Raw genomic sequence first — 21511 nt, 5'->3', positions numbered from 1 at the left:
CAAGTTCAAAGTTCTGGATAGGCGCTCTCCAGGGAGCGTTTCAGCCTGAGCACGCCTTCCTGCAACAGCTCGGGCGCGTAATAGGCGAAGCTGATGCGCAAACAGTTGCGCAGGTCGCCGCAGCCGGAGAAGCGCACCCCAGGCCGAAAACCAACTTTGTGAGCCAGCGCTGCGCGCAGCAGATTCTCTGCATCGACCGTCTCCGGCAGGCGCAGCCAAAAAAAGTAGCCGCCCGTCGGCCTCGCATAGTCTACAACGCCCTCGAAATGTTCCTGCAGGGCGCTGTCCAATGCATCGATGCGCTGGCGGTAGACCTCGTGCAGGTGATTCAGATATGCATCCTGCCAGCCTTGCTCCAGAACCACGCGCACCAGGCCGGAGGTGAAGGGGTTGAGGCCGCCGCCGCTGTCGAGCAGGCCGGAGGTCGAGAGGCGGTGCATGTGCTGAGGCGCAGCCTGAATCCAGCCAAGACGCAGCCCCGGCGCCAGAATTTTGGAGAACGAGCCAAGCCCCAACACCCGGCCCGTGGCGGCGAAGGAAGCCAGCGGCGGAGGGGGCGCTGCATCGTAGCTCAGCAGATGATAGACTTCATCGGCGACGATCAAAAAATCGTGCGCTTCCGCCAGCTCCACCAACCGTTGACGCCGTTCCAACGGCAGCGTGAAACCGGCCGGATTCTGATGCGTCGGAATGGTGTAGAGCAGGACAGGACGGTGACGTTGCAGCGCCTCTTCCAGCGCATCGACGTCGAGACCGTCGGCGTCGGTGGGCGCCGGAACCACGGTCAGGCGATGGTCGGCGAAGATGCGCAACGCCAGAAAGTAGGTCGGCTCTTCGACGAAAATTACATCGCCCGGCTGCGTGTAGAGCGTGCAAATGAGATCGAGCGCCTGTGAGGCGCCTGCGCTGACGAAGAGATGCTCCATCTCCACCGGAACGTGGTAGCGACTGCTTAAAAAGTTGGCCAATGCATGGCGGAAATAGCCGTCGCCTTGCTCCCATCCATACTGAAGCAGCGAAGCGTCTGTTTGCGCAAGGCGCAACGCCGCCGCTTCCTGGAGGATGGCGCGCGGCAACAGCTCGTCTCCTGGATGACCCAGGCCAAAGTCAATGACATCCGGATCGGCGTGCGATTGGGTGGTTTGAAATTGCATTTTCATAGGCGCTTATTGTGCCGCAGATCGTCGCCGAGCGCCAGTTGTCACAGGGATAGAAGCGGCGCAGCCAGCCCGCCTCTCTTTCACAAGAAGCTTGGAACTTTCTGGAACACGCCGTCGAGTCGCAAACTGACGCACAAATTGATCAGAATCTGCGCACATTTTGCGCTATACTACGGAAAACACCCGGCTACAGCGCCCTGTTCACAGGAGTCGAACCATGCGCAACCCAATCAATCTCTTATCGCCCGTCTGGACGCACCTGACCCACGTGCAGCCGGTGCGCGGGGAAGGCGTCTATCTCTACGATGCAGACGGCGTTCGCTACATGGACTTCACCTCCGGCATCGGCGTCACCAACACCGGCCACGCCCATCCACGCGTGGTGCAGGCGATTCAGGAGCAGGCGGGCGCCTTGATCTTTGGCCAGATGAACATCGTCATCACGCCGGCGGCGCTGCGGTTGGCGCAGAAGCTGGATGAAGTGACGCCGCCTTCGATTGAACAGTTCTTCTTCTCCAATAGCGGAGCCGAGGCGGTGGAGGCGTCGGTCAAGTTGGCGCGCATGGCGACCAAACGGCGCAACCTGATCGTGATGCAAGGCAGTTTTCATGGCCGCACGCATCAGGCGATGGCGATGACCACCTCCAAATCCATCTATCGCTACGATTATCAACCGTTGCCCGGCGGCGTCTTTGTCACACCCTTCCCCTACAGTTATTATTATGGCTGGAGTGAGGAAGAAACGACGCACTTTTGCCTGCGTCAGCTTGACCAACTGCTCCATAGCCAGAGCGCACCGGACGAGACGGCCGCCATCGTGATCGAGCCGGTGTTGGGTGAGGGCGGCTATGTGCCGGCGCCGAATGCTTTTCTGCGTGAACTACGTTCGCTCTGCGATCGACATGGCATTCTGCTCATCATCGACGAGGTGCAGAGCGGCTTTGGGCGCACCGGCAAGTTCTTTGCGTATGAACACGCAGGCGTCGAGCCGGACATCCTTGTGATGGCCAAAGGGCTGGGCAGCGGCATGCCGATCTCCGCCATCGGCGCGCGGGCGGAGCTGATGGCGCGCTGGAAGCCAGGCACGCACGGCGGCACCTACGGCGGCGGCAACGCCGTCGCAGCCGCCGCGGCGGCTGCCACCATCGACGTCATTCAGGAAGAAGGGCTGGTCGAAAATGCAGCGCAACAGGGCGCGCGGCTGCTCAAAGGCTTGCGCGAAATCCAGGCTGAGCATCCTGTCATCGGCGACGTGCGCGGCCGCGGCCTGATGGTGGGGGTGGAATTCACCGCCCCGGATGGACGCCCCGCCGCCGAGACGGCGACGCGTGTCCAGGCGGAATGCCTGCGCCGCAACCTGCTTCTGCTCACCTGCGGCGCCTACGGCAACGTGATCCGTTGGATACCGCCGCTGGTCGTCGCCGCCGACCAAATCGACGATGCGCTGGCTATCTTCAACGAGGCGATGGCTTCCGTTGGGAAGTGAGCGTTCTTTTGAACAAACCAGAATTATTTTAAGAGGAGTGTCGTATGAAAAAGCACATTGTGATGTCGATGCTGTTGATTGCAGCGCTGTTGGCGCTCAGCGCATGCACGGCGGTGCAGCCCGCTGCACAACAACCCGGCGCTGCGCCGGCGGAGGGCAGCGGCAAACTGGCGCAGATCAAAGCCGCAGGCAAGATCGTCGTCGGCACCTCGGCGGACTATCCCCCCTATGAGTCGATCGACGCCGACGGCAACTTTGTCGGCTTCGACATGGACCTGATCCGCGCCATCGGCGAGCGTTTGGGCGTCGAAGTTGAAATCCAGGACATGCCCTTTGACTCTTTGATCGCCGCCTTGCAGGAAGGCAAGCTCGACGCTGTGATTGCAGCCATGCAGGCCACCGCCGAGCGAGAGGAAAAAGTGGATTTCACGATTCCCTATCGCATGACCAAAGACGCCTTCGCTGCGGCGCAGAATTCCACGTTGGTGATGGAAAAGCCCGAAGACGCGGCCGGCCACAGCATCGGCGTGCAGACCGGCACCGTGCAGGAGCGCTGGGTGCAGGAAAATCTGGTGGCGACCGGGCTGACGCCTGCTGATAAGGTTTTCAGCTACGAGCGCGCCGATCAAGCTGCGCTCGACGTGGCCAACGGACGCATCGAGCTGCTGTTGATGGACGCCGAACCGGCCATGGAGCTGGCGAAACAGACCGGCCTGAAAATTCTGTTGATCACCGAATCCACCGCGGAAGGCGGCAAGAGCATCGCCATTCCCAAAGGCGCCAGCGACCTCAAGGCGGAGCTGGATCGCATCATCCAGGAGATGCTCGAAGACGGCACGATCCAGCGCATTCAGGAGGCGAACGGCCTGCCGTAAGGCTCTGCGATGGACTTTGTTCAAAATCTAGTCACCACCTTCAACTTTATTTTGCAGGGCGTCTGGGTCACGATCGGCGTCACGCTGGTTGCGCTGTCGGTTGGACTGGTCTTCGGCGTGGCGATGGCGATGGCGCGCGTCTACGGCAATTCCTTTCTTCAGGCCGTGGCTGCGGTCTACAGCGTCATCGTCCGCGCCGTGCCGGTGGTCGTGATCATCTTCATCCTGTTCTTTGTGATCGCCCGCTTCGTCAACCTGTCGCCTTTTTGGGCCGGGTCGCTGGCGTTGGGCTTTGCTTCGGGCGCGTATCAGAGCGAAATCTTTCGCGGCGCCTTTCAGGCGGTGCCGCCCGGTCAGATGATTGCAGCCCGCGCCATCGGCATGAGCAAGTTGCAGGCGATCCAAAGCATCATCCTGCCCCAGGCCGTGCGGTTGGCGTTGCCGGCCTGGGGCAACGAAGCGACGCTGGTGCTCAAGGATTCGACGCTGGTCTTCGTCGTCGGCGTGCCGGAGATTTTACGCCGCGCGCAACAGGTCAGCGCCCGCACCCTGGAGCCGTTTATGGCCTTCAGCGTCGCCATGCTGCTCTATCTCATCCTGACGTTGGTGACTACGCAAGTTCTGCAATGGTTCGAGCGCCGCTATCGGCTGCAAATGTAGGAGCGTCCCTTGTCCACAGCCACGGCACCTATTTTGCGCATCGAGAACATCCACAAATCCTTCGGCGAGACGCGTGTGCTGACCGGCATTTCGCTCACAGTGCAGCCCCAGGAGGTCGTCGTCCTGGTGGGGCCGAGCGGCTCCGGCAAGAGCACGCTGCTGCGTTGCATTAACCTGCTCAGCCCGCCCGACTCCGGTCGCATCTGGCTGGAAGAGCAGGAAATCACGGCGCCCGGCGTCAATCCCGACAAGGTGCGCCAGCGCATCGGCATGGTCTTTCAAGACTTCAACCTCTTCAATCACCTGACCGCGCTGGGCAACGTCATGATCGGGCTGACGAAGGTGCGCAAGATGTCCAAGAAAGAAGCGCACGACCTCGCCATGTTCGAGCTGGAGCGCGTTGGGCTCGTGGATCGAGCCCATCACTATCCGGCGCAACTGTCGGGCGGGCAGAAGCAGCGCGTCGCCATCGCGCGGGCGCTGGGCATGGACCCGCACATGATGCTCTTCGATGAGCCGACCTCTGCGCTCGACCCGGAGCTGACGGGCGAGGTGCTCGAGGTGATGCAGCAGCTTGCCAGAGAAGGCATGACGATGATCGTCGTTTCGCACGAAATGGGCTTCGCCCGACAGGTGGCCAGCCGCGTCGTCTTCATGGAAGGCGGGGTCGTCGTTGAGGAGGGAACGCCGACGCAGATGTTCGAGCAGCCGGTGCATGAACGCACGCGCGTCTTTCTACGCAAGATCGCCGACATGGACAGCGGCGGCCGTTGAGGGAGCGACGATGGAAGCGTTTGTGCAGCTGTTGAACAACGTCTTGCCCTCCCTGTTGCAGGGCGTGGGGGTGACGCTGCAGATTGCAGCAGTTTCCCTGCTGCTCGGCATGGCGATCGGTTTGCCGGTGGGCGTGGGGCGCGTCTATGGGCCGCGTTGGCTGCAGCGCGCGTTGGCGGCCTATATCACGCTTTTCCAAGGCACGCCGCTGCTGATCCAGCTCTTCTTGGTCTATTATGGCTTGCCGGACCTGGGGTTAACGTTAGGACGCATGGAGGCGGCCTTTCTGACGCTGGGCCTCAACAGCGGCGCTTACCAGGCCGAGTACCTGCGCGGAGCGTTGCAGTCCGTAGGCGAAGGGCAAATGACCGCCGCGCGCGCCATCGGCATGAGCAAATGGCTGGCCGTGCGCAGCATCATTCTGCCGCAGGCGCTGCGCCTCGTCCTGCCCGCCTGGTCCAACGAGGCGATCGCCATGCTCAAGTACACAGCGGTCGTCTTTCTAATCGCCGTGCCCGACCTCATGGGGCAGGCGAAGATTCTCTCCAGTCGCTACTTTGCGCCGATCCCCATCTACATGATCGTCGCCGTTTTTTACATCGTGTTGGTCGGTGCAACCTATCTGCTTCTGCGGCAACTGGAGCGTAAGCTCCACATCCCCGGCTTGACCGGCGAAACGCACTGACATGGACACATCACCCACGCCTCATGGTCTTTCACAAAATCATCCGACAATCCTCGTAGGTGCGGCTCTCAGCCGCACATCCTCCGCAGACCACAAGATTTTGGATGATTTGAGCAAGCGCAGCTTCTGACAGACCTCCTTCGTCACGCCTCTGGCGCGACCTAGGGCAAACGCTCTATGAAGTGCAACGCGTTCACCGCCGGAGCGTCAATGCGGCTATAGGCGCCGTCCGGCCAACGAATCTCCAGGGCGCGAGGGAGCGCGCCCGACGGGACGCCCAAATGGATACGCGGCGCGTCGCCGCTCAGGTAGCCGCTGCCCACGCGCACATCGCGCATCATCTCCCCTTGATCCGTGACCAGCCGCACCAATGCGCCGATGGCGAAAGGATTGGATGAGCCGGGCTGCCGCAGATCGATAAGCATCGGCGCGCCGCCGCGGCAGAGTTGATTCTCAAAGAGTCGCGCCGGCCCGCGCAGATTGTTGACGACGATGTCGAGATCGCCGTCGCCGTCGAGGTCGGCCATCACCATGCTGCGCCCGCTGTTGAGCGAGTCCAGCCTCCAGCCGGGCATGCGTTCAAAGCGGAGCCCCTGTTCATTGCGAAAGGCCTGGTTTTCCTCCACCAGCTCGTGGTCGGGCAGATGGGCGAAGAGCCGCTCTTCGATCATGCCGTTGACGACGTAGAGGTCTACGTAGCCGTCCAGGTTGAGATCGCCGAATTTGCTGGACCACGCCCAACCTGCGCCGTCGACGCCCCAATCCGGCGCGTGATTCCAGTAGCGGCCATCCGCGCCGCGCACAAGCAAGACATTCTCCATGATCTGCGGGTCGGCGGCGACGCGCGCCTGCACCATGCCGACCATCATGGCCTCCATCATCGGCGTCCAGCCGGCCATCGCCTCGCCCGGATAGGGCTTCATGTCGGCGGCGAAAATCTCGAAGACGCCGTCGTTGTCGACGTCGGCCTGGTCGTAGCTCATGGTGCTGTGCGTCATCGAGACGAGCAAGTGCGTCGCCTCTTGCCAGCCGGCGTCATGGCGCACCCAGGCCATATCGGGCAGGTCGAAGTCATTGCCGACCAGAATGTCCGGTCTGCCGTCGCCGTCCAGGTCTGGGAAGAGGATGGCCAGCGCCTGGGCGGTGGTCGCCAACGCAGTCATGCGGAAACGCCCGCCGATATTTTCGTAGTAGAAGACCCCGCGGCTGACGTCGCCGACGATGTATTCGTTGCCGCGGTCGGTGAGCAGACCGGCGTCGTAGCTGGCGGCGACCAGGTCGAGATCGCCGTCGCCGTCCAGGTCCGCCCAGTTGACGACGTAGGCGGGCGCCGAGACCCCCGGCAGCACGCGACGCGCGAAACGGCCGTCGCCCTCGTTCTCGAAATAATTGAGCGCGCCGGTGTTGCGCGTCAAGACGATGTCCGGCCAACCGTCTGCGTTCACATCCACGATCTTGACGTCGCGCGTTTTTCCTGCAGAGAACGGCTCTTTGCGGAAGCGCAGCCCGCCCTCATTCCAGAAGATGGCGTCGTCGCCGTCGTGATTGCCGAAAACGAGATCGAGATCGCCGTCGCCATCGAGATCGCCCACCGCAAGGCCGGCGCCGTTGGCCTCGAACATCTGCACTACGCCGCTCTCCACTACGGTGACGTGGTCGAGCGTGTGCGTGATAAAACGGTCGGTGCAGCCCTCCGGCTCAACAAGCGAGATGAAGCGATGCGCAACGGGGCGGAGCGAATCCTGCGAAGTCGCCTGAGATGGTGGAATTCCCAGCCACAGCGATCCCACAACAAGAAACGCCAGGAAAGCGTTGCGCCGGCGGCGAAAGCGCCGATTTTCTGAACATGGCTTGAGAGGCGCAAAACTCATGGCGCTATTGTATCATTAGGGGTGGAATGCGCACAGAGGCGCAGAAAGGTAATTTCTTTCAGGACGTTTCGTTTTCATGCAAAGGAGTCGTTTTCATGCAAAGGAGCATACCGCAATGACGCACCTAACGCCGATGACCATGGGGCAACAGTTCGGCCGCCGTTCGTGGGCCGAACCGTGGAAGATCAAGATGGTCGAGCCGATCCGGCTGCTCGATCGCGCCGGCCGCGAGCGCGCCATCGCCGAAGCGGGCTACAACACCTTTTTGCTGCGCTCGGAGGATGTCTACATCGATCTGCTCACCGACAGCGGCACCAACGCCATGAGCGACCGTCAATGGGCGGGCATGATGCTCGGCGACGAAGCCTACGCCGGCAGCCGCAATTTTTATCACCTGGAAGCGGCGGTGCAGAAGCACTACGGCTATAAATATCTGGTGCCGACGCATCAGGGGCGCGGGGCCGAGCACCTGATCAGCAAGGCGCTGATCAAGCCGGGCGACGTCATTCCCGGCAACATGTATTTCACGACGACCCGGCTGCACCAGGAGCTGGCGGGCGGAACCTTCGTGGATGTGATCATTGACGAGGCGCACGACCCCGCCAACCTGCACCCCTTTAAGGGCAACGTCGATCTCGGCAAACTCGAAGACCTCATCAAACGGGTCGGGCCGGAAAAGATCCCCTACGTCAGTCTGGCGGGCACGGTCAACATGGCGGGCGGGCAGCCGGTGAGCATGGCCAACGTCAAGGCGCTGCGCAGCCTGTGCGACCGCTACGGCGTTCGCATCTACCTGGACGCCACCCGCCTGGCGGAGAACGCCTGGTTCATCCAGCAGCGCGAGGAGGGGTATCGAGACAAACCCATCGCCGCCATTGTCAAGGAATTCTGCTCCTACACCGACGGCGCATGGATGAGCGCCAAGAAGGATCACCTGGCCAACATCGGCGGCTGGCTGGCGATGAACCACGAGGACCTTTACGAGACGGCGCGCAATCTGGTTGTCATCTACGAAGGGCTCCACACCTACGGCGGCATGGCCGGCCGCGACATGGAGGCGCTCGCCATCGGCATCGAGGAGGCGCTGCAAGACGACTATATGAGCGCGCGCATCGGTCAGGTGCATTATTTGGGCGAGCTGTTGAGCGACTGGAACATCCCGATCGTGAAGCCGGTGGGCGGCCACGCCGTCTTCCTCGACGCGAAGGCCATCTACGCCCACATTCCGCAGGATCGCTTCCCGGCGCAGACGCTGGCTGCGCAGCTCTATCTGGACTCCGGCATTCGCTCGATGGAGCGCGGAGTCGTCAGCGCCGGCCGCGATCCGGTCACCGGCGAGCATCGCTATCCGAAGCTGGAGCTGGTGCGGCTGACCATCCCGCGTCGCGTCTACACGCAGGCGCACATGGATGTCGTCGCCGAGGCGGTGAAGGCGGTCTACGACGAACGTGAGAAGGTGCGCGGCCTGCGCATGGTCTACGAGCCGAAGTATCTGCGCTTTTTCCAGGCGCGCTTCGAGCCGCTCTGATCCGGATCGACGACGCTCGGCGCCATCTCCTGAAGTCGCCACACCCCACAGCCAGTCGATAGATTGAACGCTCTCATCCTCCAGGAAGCCCAGAGCTTCCTGGAGGATGACGCCCCAAATCTGTGCTCGCGAGAAATTAAGAGGTCTGCTCCCCGATGCGCGACCACGCCCAGTCCATGAAGTCCTCCAGATCGCCGCTGAGGCTTGCCAGCAGGTCGAGCAGGCGCCGGTGCATCTCGTCGTCGGCGTTCCACAGCCCGCGCTGGATCGCCTCCAACAGCCGCCGGACGATCTCCCGCAGCGCCCAGGGGTTGCTGCGTCGCAGGAAAGCCTGCATCTCGGCGTCGAAGGCGTAACGCTCGGCGACCTCGGCGTACATCCAGTCCTCCACGACGTCGGAGGTGGCGTCGTAACCGAAGAGATAATCCACGGTCGCCGCCATCTCCAGCCCGCCTTTGTAGCCGTGGCGAGTCATCGCCTGCAGCCACTTGGGGTTGACGACGCGCGCGCGAAAGACGCGCGCGGCTTCTTCCTTCAGGCTGCGCACGCGCACGCGCGCCGGATCGCTGGAGTCGCCGAAGTAGGCGAGCGGCGGCTTGCCGCTCAGGGCGCGGATGGCTGCGATCATGCCGCCGTGATACTGGAGGTAGTCGTCGTAGGTGAAAAGGTCGTGTTCGCGGTTGTCCTGATTCTTGACCGCCGCCTGGGTGGTGCGCAGCGCCGCAGTGAAATCTTCATAGGCGATCGCCCCATCTTCCCCGCGAGTGTAGGCGTAGCCACCCCAGGCCACGTACGCGCGGGCGAAGTCTTGCACATCGCGCCAGTTGCCTGCCTCGATCAAGGGCAAGATGCCGGCGCCGTATGCGCCGGGCTTGCTGCCGAAGACGCGGTAGCGCGCCCGTCGATCGGCCTCCTGCGGCGGCGCGCCCTCGCGCATCAATTCCGCCCTGCGCTCGAGGTAGAATTTGCGCGGAAAATTCTGCTCCAACGGCTCATCGAGGTCGATCACCCGCTGAGCAGCTTCGTCCAGCAGAGAGACCAGATGCGGGAGACCATCGCGGAAAAAGCCGGTGATGCGCGGGATGACGTCCACGCGCGGGCGCCCCAGCTCCGCCAGCGGGATCACCTCCAACCCGATGACCCGACGATTCTCCTGGCGCCAGACCGGCCGCACGCCGAGCAACGCCAGCGCCTGGGCAATGTCGTCGCCCTGGGTGCGGATGGCGGTCGTGCCCCAGACGCTGAGGCCCACCCGTTGCGGATACTCCCCGCGCTCGCTGTGGTAGCGCTCGATCAGCTCTTCCGCCAGCCGACGCCCCACCTCCCAGGCCGTCGGGCTGGGCAAGCCGCGCGGATCGACCGTGTAAAAGTTGCGGCCGCTGGGCAGAATGTGCGCCATGCCGCGGGTCGGCGCGCCGGCGGGGCCTGCGGGGACAGGAGCGCCTTCGAGCGCATCGAGCAAGTTCAGAATTTCACGGTCGGTCTGGCGCAACGCAGGCGCCACCTGCTCGCAGGCGAAGCGCAGCGCCTGGACCAGCTCGGCGTGATTGTCGGCCTCGGGGAGGGCGCGGCTCACGATGCGCCCCACGCAGGCGGGGTCGAAGTTTGTCTCCGCCAGCTGGTGAAGCAGACCCATGGCCGTCTCCTCCACGCGACGCTCCTCCTGCGTCTTGCCGCGGCGCCAGTCGTCGGTCAGCTCCACGCGCAGAGCGCGCGCCACCGCTGCGCGCAGCCCCGGCGCCGCAAGGTTCGGCAGCCGCAGCAGCGCGTAGAGCATGTCCACCAGCGCCTTCCCTTGCGGAGCCTCGCCGAGGATATGCAGGCCGGCGTGAATTTGCAGACTTTGCAGCTCGCACAGATAGCCGTCCACGTCTTCGATCATGTGGGCGAACTCCGGCCCGTTGAACTCGACCACGCGCACCGGAATGCCCTCCGGCGTGAGGGTTTCGTCCCAGGCGTGGCTATGTTTGGCGTTCTGCCGTTGGAGAATTGTTGCAATTTCGCCGTCTAACCGGGTGCGGCGCACCAGCTCCCAAATCTGCGCCTGGAGCAGCGGCAGCTTGTCCGGGCTGGTGGCCTCACAGGCGTAATATTCGGTCACCAGTTGATAGAGCTCGGCCAGGTCGCCGTACAGCTCGGCGTTCGTCTGCGGCGGGGGCAGGTGGCCGATCAACACGGCGTGCGTTCGCCGTTTGGCCTGCGCGCCCTCGCCGGGGTTGCTCATGATATACGGATAGAAAAAGGGGACGTCGCCGATGAAGGCGTCCGGGAAGCAGTCGGGCGAGGGGCCGACGCCCTTGCCGGGGAGCCATTCCAGCGTGCCGTGGGTGCCCATGTGCACGATAGCGTCCGCACCCCAACCGCCCTCTTCCTGTGGAGTCGTCAGCCAGCGGTAGAAGGCGTGATAGTGATAGGTCGGCGGCAGCTCCGGCGCATGGTAGATGGCGTCCGGGTCTTCGCCGTAGCCGCGCGGAGGTTGGAGCGCCACGAGCACATTGCCCAGCTCCAGGGTTGAAAAAAGCAGGGCGTTGTTGTGCACATAGGCGGGGCCGGGCGGGCCGCCCCAGCGTTGGTCCATTTGCTCTCGCTGGAGCCAGGTGAGGCCGTTGCGCCAGGCGGCGTAGGTCTCCATCGGTGCGCAGCGCGCCTGAGCGAGCTGGAAATCGGCCAGGAAGTCTTTGTCGTAGCTGCCGCGGGCGATGATGGCGTGCATCAGCGCGTCGGGTGTCTCCGGCGCGTTTTCCAGCCGATAGCCGCGGCGCTGCATGGCGTCGAAGATGCGCAGCAGCGAAGCCGGCCCGTCGAGGCCGACGGCGTTGCCGATTTTGCCCGCCTTGGCGCTGCTATTGGTGAGGACGAAGGCGATGCGCTTTTGCGCGTTGGGCTTGCGGCGCAGGCGGATATAGCCAAAGGCCAGCCGCACCACGCGGGCGATGCGTTCGGCGTCGGGTTGGTAGCGGCGCTCCTGCTTGAAGCTGATCGGCGCGGTGATGACGCGTCCGTCGAATTCGGGCAACACGACGTTCATTGCGGTGTCCAGCGGGCCGAGGCCGCGGATGGCGGCCAACCATTGTTCGCGGCTCTCCCCGCTGGCGATGGCCTGGAGGATGGGGAAGCGCGCCTGCGCCGCTACGTCGGAGGCGAGCGTGAAGCTGGTGGTTGCGATCAGGACGTCGAGCGGCTGCGTCTCGCCCAGGCCGTATTGTTGGATGAGCGTGGCCAGGTCGTTGCGACTGCTGACGAAGAAGGGCAATGCAACTGCACCCTGCGCTTCGATTTCGGCGATCAGCGCATCTACGAAGGCAGTGTTGCCGCTGAGCCAGTGCGCCCGGTAGAAGAGCACGCCGATCACGGGGCGCTCCTGAGGCGCCGCGGCGCCGCTGCTTTTCCCCGGTGAGGCGCAGCGACTGAGTGCACCGCAACAGTCGGCGCCGCTGTGGCCGGCTGCATAGGCTTGCCAGTCGGCGAATTCACAGCGGCCCCCCAGCGCGGGGTGATAGAGGCCCAGTTTGGGCTGAGGCTGCGGCGCCGCATAGCCATAGCCGGTGGCGAAATAGTGGTCGCTCAGGAAGAGAAGCAGTTGCGTCAGGTTTTCCACCCCGCCCTCTTGGAAATAGGCATAGACGTCGCGGGCGATGACCGGATCGGTGGAAAGCGCGTCGAGCTGTGGATCGGGGCCAATGGCGGAGACGCAAAGAAAGACGCGGTCGGTTTGCCGACACACCTCGGCGATGCGCCGAAGCTGGGGCGCGCTTTCGAGCCCGCCTTCCACGCGGGCCAGAACCAGTTGGGCGTCGCGCAATTCGTTGCGCTCGAACGCACTGAGCGCCTCGGGCTTGCGCAGCGGCTCCAGCGGCAAGCCGCGCACCGTGGGGAAATCTTCCGGCAGGCGCTCGCCGATGCGTTCCAACGCCAGCAGGTCGGTGTCGGCGTGAGAGAGCACCAAAATCGGCGCCACAAAATCGTCAGGCTGCAGTCTGACGTCTGCAGCGGCGGAGGGCTGAAGGACCTGCGCGAGCTGCTCTTGTTGCCAGGCGTAGAAATTAAAGACGAAGGGCTGGAGCGTCTCCGGCACAGGCAGCAGCGCATTGGCCTCCACCATCTGCTCGATGTAGTCGTAGAGGGCCAGCACCTGCCATTCGGTGTTGAATGACTGGAACCAGATGGAGGTTCCGTCGAACATCAGCATCACGACGTTAGAGAGCGAGCACGGCCCCAGGCAGCCGCCCAGCGTCAGGTGCACGCGATGGCGCAGCTTGCGCCGCTCCCATTCGTTGTGATAGAGCTCCTCCGGCACGGGCGCATGGCCGCGGTCGATGAGGCCGCAGCAGCAGCCCTTGCAGCAGACGAAGAGGTGACCTGTTTTTAGAATGACGTTGATGTACTTGCCGTCGCTGCGCAGAACGCGCGTGTGTGGATATTTGCTCATCGCTCAATACTCGATTCCCGGTTGGGCGCGGATGCCCTGGTCTCGATAGGGGTGCTTGATTTCGCGCATCTCCGTCACCAGGTCGGCGAATTCGATCAGCGCTTCAGGTGCGTCGCGTCCGGTGATGATGACGTGCATCAGCGGCGGCTTGTGGGCGCGCAGCCACTCCACCACCTCGTCGGCGCGCAGCCAGCCGAAGTGCATCACATAGGTGAATTCGTCCAGCAGAAAGACATCGTACTCGCCGCTGGCGATCTTTTGCTTAGCCACCTCCCAGCCGTGCAGAGCTTTGGCCTGCGTCTCGTCGATGTCTTTGCTCGTCCAGGTGAAGCCGTCGCCCATCGGCGTCAGCTCCACTCCCATTTTGGCGAGCGCCTTCAACTCGCCATACGAAGCGTTTTCGTGTTTGAAAAACTGCACTCCGCCGACGCGCAAATTGCGTCCCCAGGCTCGCAGCAGAATGCCGAGCGCGGCGGTCGTTTTGCCTTTGCCTTTTCCGGTGTTGACGATCACCAGCCCCTTGGGTTGATGACTCTGTCGCGCAGCCTTGCGTTTGGCCGCGCGCTCCGGATCGCCGCGGAGCGACGTATTGGCGCGCTCGATGCCAAAGCGATCGACGGTGGGTTGGGTGTCTTCGGTGGGCATGAATTATCTCCGTGTTGAATCTTTTCAAAAAACCGGTGAAACGTCCATATCATGCCAGGTCAATCACCGTAATCTCTGGGCCGAAGCGACCAGGGCGCACTTCAGCCTCCACGCCATACACGCTGCGGAGATTGTCCGTCGTCAACACAGAAGAGGGCGGCCCGCTGGCGAAAATCCGGCCCTGTTCCATTAGCAAAAGTCTATCTGAAAAGCGGGCGGCCAGCGCCAAGTCGTGAAGCACAAGGACCACCAGTTTGCCCTGATCGTGCGCCAGTTTCTGTACAAGCGAAAGCACTTCCAGTTGGTGAGCGATGTCGAGCGCAGCGGTCGGCTCATCCAGGAAAAGCGCAGCCGGCTCTTGCGCCAACGCTCGCGCCAGCATCACTTTTTGACGCTCGCCGCCGCTCAGCTCTGTGACCGGTCGATGCGCCATCTCTTGCAGGTTTAGATAATGCAAGATGGACTCGATGACCGCAAAATCGCGGGCGCGTGGGGCGAATCGAATGTAGGGTTTACGTCCGAGGAGGACCATTTCCATGACGCTTATGCGAAACGTGACGACGGCTTGCTGAGGCACGTAGCCTTGCAAAGTCGCGCGACGCTTGCGTCCAATGGCGCGGATATCGGTTCCTTCCCAGCGCACCTGACCTCGCCGAGGTTTCAGAAGCGCCAACATGCACTTCAACAAGGTGCTCTTACCGGCGCCATTGGGGCCAAGGATGCTGATGACTTCTCCTGGCTGCATTGTGCAAGTGACGCCCTGTAAAACAGGTCGACGATGATAGTGAAAGTGCAGTGAGTCCACCTCAAGACTCATGGCTTTTTCTCCGTCAGCTCCACATGCCCTGCTCGCGCGTGACCAGAATGTACAGGAAAAAGGGTGCGCCAAAGAGTGCAGTGATGATGCCCACCGGAATTTCGGTGGGAGCGATGAGCGTGCGTGCGATGGTGTCGGCCGCCAGGAGCATGAGGCCGCCCGTGAGCGCCGAGCCTGGAATCAAATAGCGATTGTCGGCGCCGACAAAGCTACGGGTGATATGGGGAGCCACCAGGCCGATAAAGCCGATGACGCCGCTGAAGGCAATCGCCGCAGACGCCGCCAGCGTGACGGTCGCCAGCGTGACCAAATGCACCCGCTTGACATGGACGCCCAGCGTCTCCGCCACCTCTTCGCCGCTGCCGATGGCGTTCAACTCCCAGGCGTGGAACATCAAAACGGCCAACGTCAGTAAGGTGATAGGCGTCAGAATCGCCAGCGCGCCCCAGTTGACGCCCCAAAAGCCACCCATGAGCCAGACGGTCAGATTGCGCAGCGCTTCGTTGTTAGAAAAATAACTCAACGCTGACACGCCCGCCCCGAATAAACTGCTGAGCGCCACCCCCGCCAACAGCAGCACGGTGGTGGATCCTTCCCTGAGCTGCGCCACAGCGTATACAAACGCCAAGGAGAGACAACCAAACAGAAAAGCGTTGATTGCGATCAATGTTTGTCCGGATTGCGCGAGCCTCACGCCGAACAAAGAGGTTCCCAGCACGATGGCCAAAGCGGCGCCGAACGCTGCACCGCTGGAGACGCCCAGCGTGTAAGGGCTCGCCAGTGGGTTGCGAAAGATCGCCTGCATTATGACGCCTCCCATCGCCAGCGCCACGCCGGTGATCACAGCCGCCGCAATCCTCGGCAGCCGAATCTGCCAGACAATGTAATGATTGAGTTCATAGTGGCCCGAGGCGTCTGAAAAAACTTGTCGCCAAAGGATGGCGAAAATTTCTGCGAGCGAGATCGAGACGGTGCCCACGGAAATAGCATAGAAAATCGCTGCGCACAACAATAACACCAACACAAGGAGGATAAGCCGTTTGCTGCGGCCAGCGCGTTGATAGGCGGTTCGAAAATTAACGATTGTCGAGGATGTCTGAAGCGTTTCGGTCATAATTGCGTTTTATCAATCTCTAGAGCATACCATTCTGCACCAGGAAGCTTGATGATGTTCAACAAAGTCTCTGGCAAAGATGGTAGCCGCACGTTCTCACCAGACTGCAAGGTCTTGGAGCCTTTGAAAAAGTGCAACTACGGGTAGCGCCTCCAGATTTATTTGCCTGGTCCCATCAAGCTTCCTGGAAGATAGTGCAACGCCTCTCTTACTGCATATTCTTCAGGCTGAAGTGCCAGACGCCTGCAAACGGCGTTTTCAGCCATTCCTCAAAGTACTGACGATGATAGGCGTCCACATCGACGTCGGCGAAGCGATCCGGGTATAGGTACTTCGCAAGCTGCAAGACGCCGATGAAGTTGCGCGCAGCGCCCAGAAAGTCGGTGTGGAAGATATACACATCGCCGGTGTCCACTGCTTGGATTTGGGGCAGCGATGTTGTATTCAGAATGTTGGCCATCACTTCACGGAACTGCGAGTCATCCTCCGCTTTGTAGCCGCCCAACCAGGTGCCATGCAGCGTCACCACCTCTGGGTTCCGCTGAAGTACGTACTCTGGCTCGACCAAAACGGTGGTGCCAGACTGCTCTGGCGGCCAGACGATGTCGGCGGCGGCGTCGATGCCGCCTGCCAGGATGGTGGCGTATCCTTCGCCTGGCCCCATCGAGCCGTCCGCCGAGCGGCTTGGGAAGACGCGATACCCTCCCTGGGAGTTGAGAAAGCCCACGGAGAGCGCAATCACCGTGCGTCGCTCTTCCTCCGTCAAACCGGCCAGCCGCTCTTTGCGTAAGGACTCAAGCGATTCCTGCCAGGCGATGAACTTTTCAGCGCTTTCCTCAACGTCCATGATTTTGGCGATCAAGCGCAGCTCATCTTTCTGCCGGTCAGGGCGGTAGTAGTCGGCGCGAATCACCTGGATGCCTGCAGGCTCCAATTTTTCTTCCAGAATTTCGACGTCGCGGTTCGTGTGTGCAAAAACGATCTCCGGCTGTAGACTTAGGATCAGTTCCAAATTCACCTCGCCCGTCTTCCCTACGTCTGGCAGCCCCGTAAACGGCAAGAACGGATTGTTCTCGATCGTCGTGTCGCCGGTGCCGACGACGCGTTCGTGAGCGCCGAGCAGCGTCAACGCTTCGGAGATCTGGCGATTAAGCGAGACCACGCGGCTGACAGGACGCTTGATGGTGAACTCTCTCCCTGTGGAGTCGACTACCTGAATGACGTCCGCAGCGCCGCTTGCACTTGCTCCCACGCTGGCGGCCGTCGGCGTGGCAATAGGCTCGACGACAGGCGCCACGCAGGCGCTCAAGACCAACAAAGCCCCAAACAGGGTTGCCAAAATTCGTTTCATGGATCCCTCCGAAATTTAGCCAATGGATACAGGTTTCTCTTCTTGTCTATCTCTGAACTCACTCCGCACGAGCGTCTTTGCAGTGAGGAGCAGGCTCATTCAAGAACAGGGTCGAGCGCATCCTCCTGGCGGTGGACGATCAGCCCGGCCAGACCCACCTGAACGTAGGCGTAGTCCTCGCCCATGCGCTGCAACTTTGGTCGAAGCAGCGCAGTGAAGCGTCTGATCTCCTCCGGCGAGGCATGTTCAGGAGCAAGCTTGCGCGCAAGCGTTTCCACAACCTTGGCTCGATGACAAACTATTTCACGCACCACAAAAGCTTCGGCGTTTAGACCGACCTGGTGCATGACGCCTAGAATATAGAGGTACGCCGGGAATGCGTCTTTGGGTGGAAGATTCCAGATTTTTTCCATCAAAGGGCGGTGCGGCGGCGTGTACGGATGCCCTGCCACGATGATCAGGAGCCGGCGGGCAGCCGCCGCCAGACGGCGCAGCGTTGCGGGCAAGTCCAGTTGACGATAGAGCGACCAAGCCGCCAGCACAACATCGTGCTCCGGCAGCGGGGCGCTTTCCATTGCGCCGTGAAGCAATTGGACGTTAGATACGCCTTGCGCTTCGATTTTTTGCGCCAGCACGCGCAACATGTCCGGTGAATCGTCCAGCGCCGTGACCGAGGCCACTTGGGCGGCGAGAGGGAGCGTGAAGCGCCCCGTGCCTGCCCCTACATCCAGCAGCGTGTCGGACGGGCGCAGCCACCGACCGATCATTTCCAGAGTGCGCTTGCAAGAACCTGACGCTTCAATCTGGCGATCATAGTCGTTTGCAATCGACGCCCAGAATCGGCGGTCGATTTCTGGGTCTAGACGCCCTTTGGGATTGTCCGCAATCAAGCGCTCTCTCCAGACTTTGGCAAAATCGACGGATGGCAACGGCTGTATCTGCGCACAGGTGACTTGCGTTTGCTCTTCAGCGACCAGTTCCACGACAGCTCTCCTTCCTCGAATGATTACTGCGCTCGAGCGCCATACTCGACGCACGCCTGCACGAAGCGCTGCGCCATCTTCGGCATGGCGCCGAAGTGTAGATGCACGTAGGAGGCCAGCACGTTTCCCTGGGCGAAGCCCTCTCGTCGCGTCGCCTCTGCATTCCTGGGGCGAATAGCGTAGGCGGCAGGCAGATCGTCCGGCCGCTCGACCCAGTCCGAATAATGGAATTCATGGCCGCGCACCGACTCGCCTGCCTGCAGAAGCAGCGAGTCGCGCACGGCCGTGACTTCGCGGTAGCCCAGGGTCAACCGACCGACCATCACGGCGCGCCCGGGGGCTACGCCGAGCATGGGATGCGTCCTACCTTCCAGGTCGGTGATGCTCTCGGTCAACACCATCAGGCCGCCGCACTCGGCGTAGGTGGGCATGCCGGCGTCGATGGCGCTGCGCAGCGAACGCATCATGCTCCGGTTGGCGGCGAGCCGCCCTGCATACAGCTCCGGATACCCGCCGCCCAAGTAGAGGCCATGCACGCCCTCCGGCAGCGCAGCGTCGTGCAGCGGGCTGAAGAAAACCAACTCGGCGCCGGCCGCGCGCAGATGGTCGAAGTTGTCTTCGTAGTAGAAGCAGAACGCCGCATCCTGCGCCACGGCAATGCGCACCGGTTTGGCAGCCGCGGGAGGCGCCAACGCTTCCGGGATGACCAGCGTCGAGGCGCTGCGAGCAATTTCCCATATTCGGTCAAGGTCGATGTGCTGGCGAACCACTTCCGCCGCGTTGTGCAGAAACGCAGTCGCTGCTTCGAGGCGCTCCACCGCCGTGTGCAGGCCGAGGTGCCGCTCCGGCGTCTTCAGCGCAGGCGTGCGGGGCGCGCAGCCGAGCACCGGCAGCCCGGCGGATTCGACTGCCTGGGTCACCCAAAGCGCATGATTTGCGCTCGCCACGTTGTTGCAGATGACTCCGGCCAACCGGACGTGCGGATCGAACATGCGGCAGCCCAACGCAATTGCGCCGGCGCTGCGCGCCATCTTGCTCACGTCGATCACGAGCACGACCGGCGCGTCGAGCAATTTGGCAACCTCGGCGGTGCTGCCTGCCTCCGAGCGGCCGTCCACACCGTCGAACAGCCCCATCACGCCCTCGACGACGGCGATGTCCGCATCGCTCGCCGCGCGGGCGAAAATGCGCAGCACTTCATTGCGCGGCGTCATCCACGCGTCCAGGTTGCGAGAGATGCGGCCGGCGGCCAGCGTATGATAGCCGGGATCGATGTAATCCGGCCCCACCTTGAAGCCTTGCACATTGTGCGTCTGCGCCAACGCCGCCATCAGGCCGCCGGCGATGGTGCTCTTGCCGCTGCCGCTGTGAGGGGCTGCGATGACCAACCTGGGCGTTGCAAGCATAGTGCGCTCCTCAGTCCAATTTTTGATGGTGGAAGGGTCCTTGCTCGGGAAGCAGCCGACCCAGCATCTCAGTGATGCACAAGGTGACAAAACCACCTGTTCGAGAGCGGCCACTGCACAGAAGCGTCCAACAGCTCGGTGCGCAGCAGCGCCGACAGACGTTGCGCCTGCTCGAACGACGCACGCGCCGCGCACTCGGAGAGAAGCCCCAGCCCGCAACTTGCCGTGATCAGGCTTTGCTGAGCCAGTGCGTTGGGTTCGCTGCTTGCCGTCGCCTCTTGCCAACGGCGAAAGAGCGCTTCTACCGAGACCTCCAGCGGATCGGCCAACGTAGGGATCAGCCCAAACGCCATTCCGCCGCCTTGGGCCAAAAAACGCGGCGCCCCCGGCGTCGCCATGTAAACTTCTAGCTCGCTGTAGGCGTCGAATGAAATGACGTCCGGCGCCGCCTCGAACAGCGCAGACGCTGCGCCGGAGGCGCAACAATGCACGCCAGCGAGCGCGCCGGCCTGACGGATGGCCTCGAGCACGCGGCGCAGATAAACGATCTGCTGCGACGTTGAGAGCGCCGGCGAGAGCGCCGGTTCGTCGACGAAGAGCATCACCGGTCGCCCAAAGCGCGCCAGACGCTCCACCTGCCACACGGCGAGTCGGGCCAGATAGTCGGTCAGGTCGTTCATCAACGCCGAATCGAGCATCAGCGGTTGCGGTCGTTCATCTCCGATGAACAGACAGCGCCCCAACGTCAGCGGGCCGGAAAGTTGCCCTTTCAAGATGCGTGCGTTGTCGAAAAGGCCGGCGGCGCAGCCCTCTTCAAAGGCGAAAAAGCCCGCCGCGCTCGACGCGTCGAAAGCGGCTTCCGCGGTGCGCAGTCGCCTCTGAAAGAGTGCGCTTGACCGAACCTCGATGCGCGCCGCAGATTTGGACTGCAACAGATCGAGCAAGGGCGTCATCATCTGCAAAAGCATGTATTCGCCGGCGTTGCGGCGAGGTAGCTGCGGCCAAAAAGGAATTTCCGGGCAAAGCTCTGCGATGAAGCGCACCGCTTCCTCGGGGTCGGTGTGCGGCAGGCTGCCGATGCCGGTGACGCCCGCCTGGAATTGTGCGATCGCACCCAATCGACTTTGCATAGCCGCAATTGCGCCGAGCGACGGCGAATGATTGCAATCAGAGTTGGACATCTTTTCACCTTATCCGTTTGTGATGCGATGCATCTCTTGTAGCCAGGAGGGATCTCTGTTTAAGATGTAACAGAGACATAGGAACAACTTCTGCATCAGACGGCGATTTCGTTTTTTCATTCCATCTTTTTTACGGACCCACTCAATTGTTGGATACAAAAAATGCGATCCCGTGGACGCACGGGATCGCATCGAAGCAAAAAACCCGCCGAACCGGCGGGTCGAGCGCAAAGTAGTTGCTACAATGCGTTCGCCCTCCTTTGTCCACGAAGGTGGTCACGAACCCGGCCATGCGATCTACATGGCCCGTGTGAAGGCGGGTAATCGGACTTGTCAGGCCGAGAAACTGCGTCGCTCACGCTGACTTACCGTTGCGGGACAGTGCCGGACTGGTCATGACGACTTCACCGGTCTTCCCCCATTGTGCACCACGCATCCGGGCGGCTGGTGCACCTTCACACAATTCAATTGTTCAACAGCAGAATACCAGACGGTTTGCGATCAGGCAAATCAAGAAAATCCATGCTTCTGAGCCGCGTCGCATGC

The 21511-nt window shown here is 62.1% G+C and carries 16 protein-coding genes and 1 riboswitch; of the genes, 6 read left to right on the top strand and 10 right to left on the bottom strand.

Annotation, left to right across the window (positions count from 1 at the left end; genetic code table 11):
- Positions 1 to 5 precede the first annotated feature (5 nt).
- Positions 6 to 1160, bottom strand: coding sequence for a PLP-dependent aminotransferase family protein (locus Q0367_RS03690; protein ID WP_297631055.1), 1155 nt, complete (start codon positions 1158 to 1160; stop codon positions 6 to 8).
- Positions 1161 to 1377: 217 nt separating this feature from the next.
- On the opposite strand from Q0367_RS03690, the gene Q0367_RS03685 reads away from it, so the two are divergent.
- The 5 genes from Q0367_RS03685 to Q0367_RS03665 are packed head-to-tail and all read left to right on the top strand — an operon-like array spanning position 1378 to position 5640.
- Positions 1378 to 2646, top strand: coding sequence for an aspartate aminotransferase family protein (locus Q0367_RS03685; protein WP_298981015.1), 1269 nt, complete (start codon positions 1378 to 1380; stop codon positions 2644 to 2646).
- Between the two features lie 44 nt (positions 2647 to 2690).
- On the top strand, positions 2691 to 3521 hold the full coding sequence (locus tag Q0367_RS03680; RefSeq protein ID WP_297631061.1) for an ABC transporter substrate-binding protein: 831 nt from the start codon (positions 2691 to 2693) through the stop codon (positions 3519 to 3521).
- A gap of 9 nt (positions 3522 to 3530) precedes the next feature.
- On the top strand, positions 3531 to 4181 hold the full coding sequence (locus Q0367_RS03675) for an amino acid ABC transporter permease (RefSeq protein WP_297631064.1): 651 nt from the start codon (positions 3531 to 3533) through the stop codon (positions 4179 to 4181).
- Positions 4182 to 4190: 9 nt separating this feature from the next.
- Positions 4191 to 4955, top strand: coding sequence for an amino acid ABC transporter ATP-binding protein (locus Q0367_RS03670; protein WP_297631075.1), 765 nt, complete (start codon positions 4191 to 4193; stop codon positions 4953 to 4955).
- 10 nt (positions 4956 to 4965) lie between these two features.
- The gene (locus tag Q0367_RS03665) at positions 4966 to 5640 is read left to right on the top strand and encodes an amino acid ABC transporter permease (RefSeq protein ID WP_297631078.1); all 675 of its coding nucleotides are present in this window, start codon (positions 4966 to 4968) and stop codon (positions 5638 to 5640) included.
- 161 nt (positions 5641 to 5801) lie between these two features.
- Here Q0367_RS03665 and Q0367_RS03660 read toward each other — a convergent pair whose 3' ends face one another.
- On the bottom strand, positions 5802 to 7511 hold the full coding sequence (locus Q0367_RS03660; protein WP_297631081.1) for a CRTAC1 family protein: 1710 nt from the start codon (positions 7509 to 7511) through the stop codon (positions 5802 to 5804).
- A gap of 115 nt (positions 7512 to 7626) precedes the next feature.
- Here Q0367_RS03660 and Q0367_RS03655 point away from each other — a divergent pair, with 115 nt between their 5' ends.
- Positions 7627 to 9039: a tyrosine phenol-lyase gene (locus Q0367_RS03655; RefSeq protein ID WP_297631085.1), complete on the top strand. Its 1413-nt coding sequence runs from the start codon at positions 7627 to 7629 to the stop codon at positions 9037 to 9039.
- A 136-nt stretch (positions 9040 to 9175) separates the two neighbouring features.
- Here Q0367_RS03655 and cobN read toward each other — a convergent pair whose 3' ends face one another.
- The 8 genes from cobN to Q0367_RS03615 all read right to left on the bottom strand — a co-directional run bounded on the left by cobN (position 9176) and on the right by Q0367_RS03615 (position 20965).
- The gene (gene cobN, locus Q0367_RS03650; RefSeq protein WP_298981012.1) at positions 9176 to 13468 is read right to left on the bottom strand and encodes a cobaltochelatase subunit CobN; all 4293 of its coding nucleotides are present in this window, start codon (positions 13466 to 13468) and stop codon (positions 9176 to 9178) included.
- Between the two features lie 3 nt (positions 13469 to 13471).
- A complete protein-coding gene (cobO, locus tag Q0367_RS03645) occupies positions 13472 to 14113 on the bottom strand; it encodes a cob(I)yrinic acid a,c-diamide adenosyltransferase (protein ID WP_297631090.1) in 642 nt (213 codons plus the stop codon).
- Positions 14114 to 14162: 49 nt separating this feature from the next.
- Positions 14163 to 14930 (bottom strand): ABC transporter ATP-binding protein, encoded by a 768-nt coding sequence (locus tag Q0367_RS03640; RefSeq protein WP_297631093.1) that lies wholly within the window; start codon positions 14928 to 14930, stop codon positions 14163 to 14165.
- A gap of 13 nt (positions 14931 to 14943) precedes the next feature.
- Positions 14944 to 16044, bottom strand: a complete 1101-nt coding sequence (locus Q0367_RS03635) for an iron ABC transporter permease (protein ID WP_297631095.1) — start codon at positions 16042 to 16044, stop codon at positions 14944 to 14946.
- A 208-nt stretch (positions 16045 to 16252) separates the two neighbouring features.
- Positions 16253 to 17395: an ABC transporter substrate-binding protein gene (locus Q0367_RS03630; RefSeq protein WP_297631098.1), complete on the bottom strand. Its 1143-nt coding sequence runs from the start codon at positions 17393 to 17395 to the stop codon at positions 16253 to 16255.
- A gap of 95 nt (positions 17396 to 17490) precedes the next feature.
- Positions 17491 to 18378, bottom strand: coding sequence for a class I SAM-dependent methyltransferase (locus Q0367_RS03625; protein WP_297631100.1), 888 nt, complete (start codon positions 18376 to 18378; stop codon positions 17491 to 17493).
- Positions 18379 to 18401: 23 nt separating this feature from the next.
- Positions 18402 to 19784 carry a cobyrinate a,c-diamide synthase gene (locus tag Q0367_RS03620; protein ID WP_297631103.1) on the bottom strand — a complete coding sequence of 461 codons (1383 nt, stop codon included), beginning with the start codon at positions 19782 to 19784 and terminating at the stop codon, positions 18402 to 18404.
- Between the two features lie 68 nt (positions 19785 to 19852).
- Positions 19853 to 20965 (bottom strand): hypothetical protein, encoded by a 1113-nt coding sequence (locus Q0367_RS03615; protein WP_297631106.1) that lies wholly within the window; start codon positions 20963 to 20965, stop codon positions 19853 to 19855.
- Positions 20966 to 21262: 297 nt separating this feature from the next.
- A riboswitch (cobalamin riboswitch) is annotated at positions 21263 to 21437 on the bottom strand.
- Positions 21438 to 21511 lie beyond the last annotated feature (74 nt).

The organism is uncultured Caldilinea sp. (assembly GCF_937128415.1).
In the GTDB taxonomy this organism is placed as follows: Bacteria; Chloroflexota; Anaerolineae; order Caldilineales; family Caldilineaceae; genus Caldilinea.
The sequence above is the reverse complement of the archived record's forward strand: the minus strand, read 5'-3'. Positions and strand labels throughout refer to the sequence as shown.

Coding starts and splice junctions, on each gene's coding strand:
- Q0367_RS03690 (WP_297631055.1), bottom strand. CDS start 1,160: ATGAAAATGCAATTTCAAACCACCCAATCGCACGCCGATCCGGATGTC.
- Q0367_RS03685 (WP_298981015.1), top strand. CDS start 1,378: ATGCGCAACCCAATCAATCTCTTATCGCCCGTCTGGACGCACCTGACC.
- Q0367_RS03680 (WP_297631061.1), top strand. CDS start 2,691: ATGAAAAAGCACATTGTGATGTCGATGCTGTTGATTGCAGCGCTGTTG.
- Q0367_RS03675 (WP_297631064.1), top strand. CDS start 3,531: ATGGACTTTGTTCAAAATCTAGTCACCACCTTCAACTTTATTTTGCAG.
- Q0367_RS03665 (WP_297631078.1), top strand. CDS start 4,966: ATGGAAGCGTTTGTGCAGCTGTTGAACAACGTCTTGCCCTCCCTGTTG.
- Q0367_RS03660 (WP_297631081.1), bottom strand. CDS start 7,511: ATGAGTTTTGCGCCTCTCAAGCCATGTTCAGAAAATCGGCGCTTTCGC.
- Q0367_RS03655 (WP_297631085.1), top strand. CDS start 7,627: ATGACGCACCTAACGCCGATGACCATGGGGCAACAGTTCGGCCGCCGT.
- cobN (WP_298981012.1), bottom strand. CDS start 13,468: ATGAGCAAATATCCACACACGCGCGTTCTGCGCAGCGACGGCAAGTAC.
- cobO (WP_297631090.1), bottom strand. CDS start 14,113: ATGCCCACCGAAGACACCCAACCCACCGTCGATCGCTTTGGCATCGAG.
- Q0367_RS03640 (WP_297631093.1), bottom strand. CDS start 14,930: ATGAGTCTTGAGGTGGACTCACTGCACTTTCACTATCATCGTCGACCT.
- Q0367_RS03635 (WP_297631095.1), bottom strand. CDS start 16,044: ATGACCGAAACGCTTCAGACATCCTCGACAATCGTTAATTTTCGAACC.
- Q0367_RS03630 (WP_297631098.1), bottom strand. CDS start 17,395: ATGAAACGAATTTTGGCAACCCTGTTTGGGGCTTTGTTGGTCTTGAGC.
- Q0367_RS03620 (WP_297631103.1), bottom strand. CDS start 19,784: ATGCTTGCAACGCCCAGGTTGGTCATCGCAGCCCCTCACAGCGGCAGC.
- Q0367_RS03615 (WP_297631106.1), bottom strand. CDS start 20,965: ATGTCCAACTCTGATTGCAATCATTCGCCGTCGCTCGGCGCAATTGCG.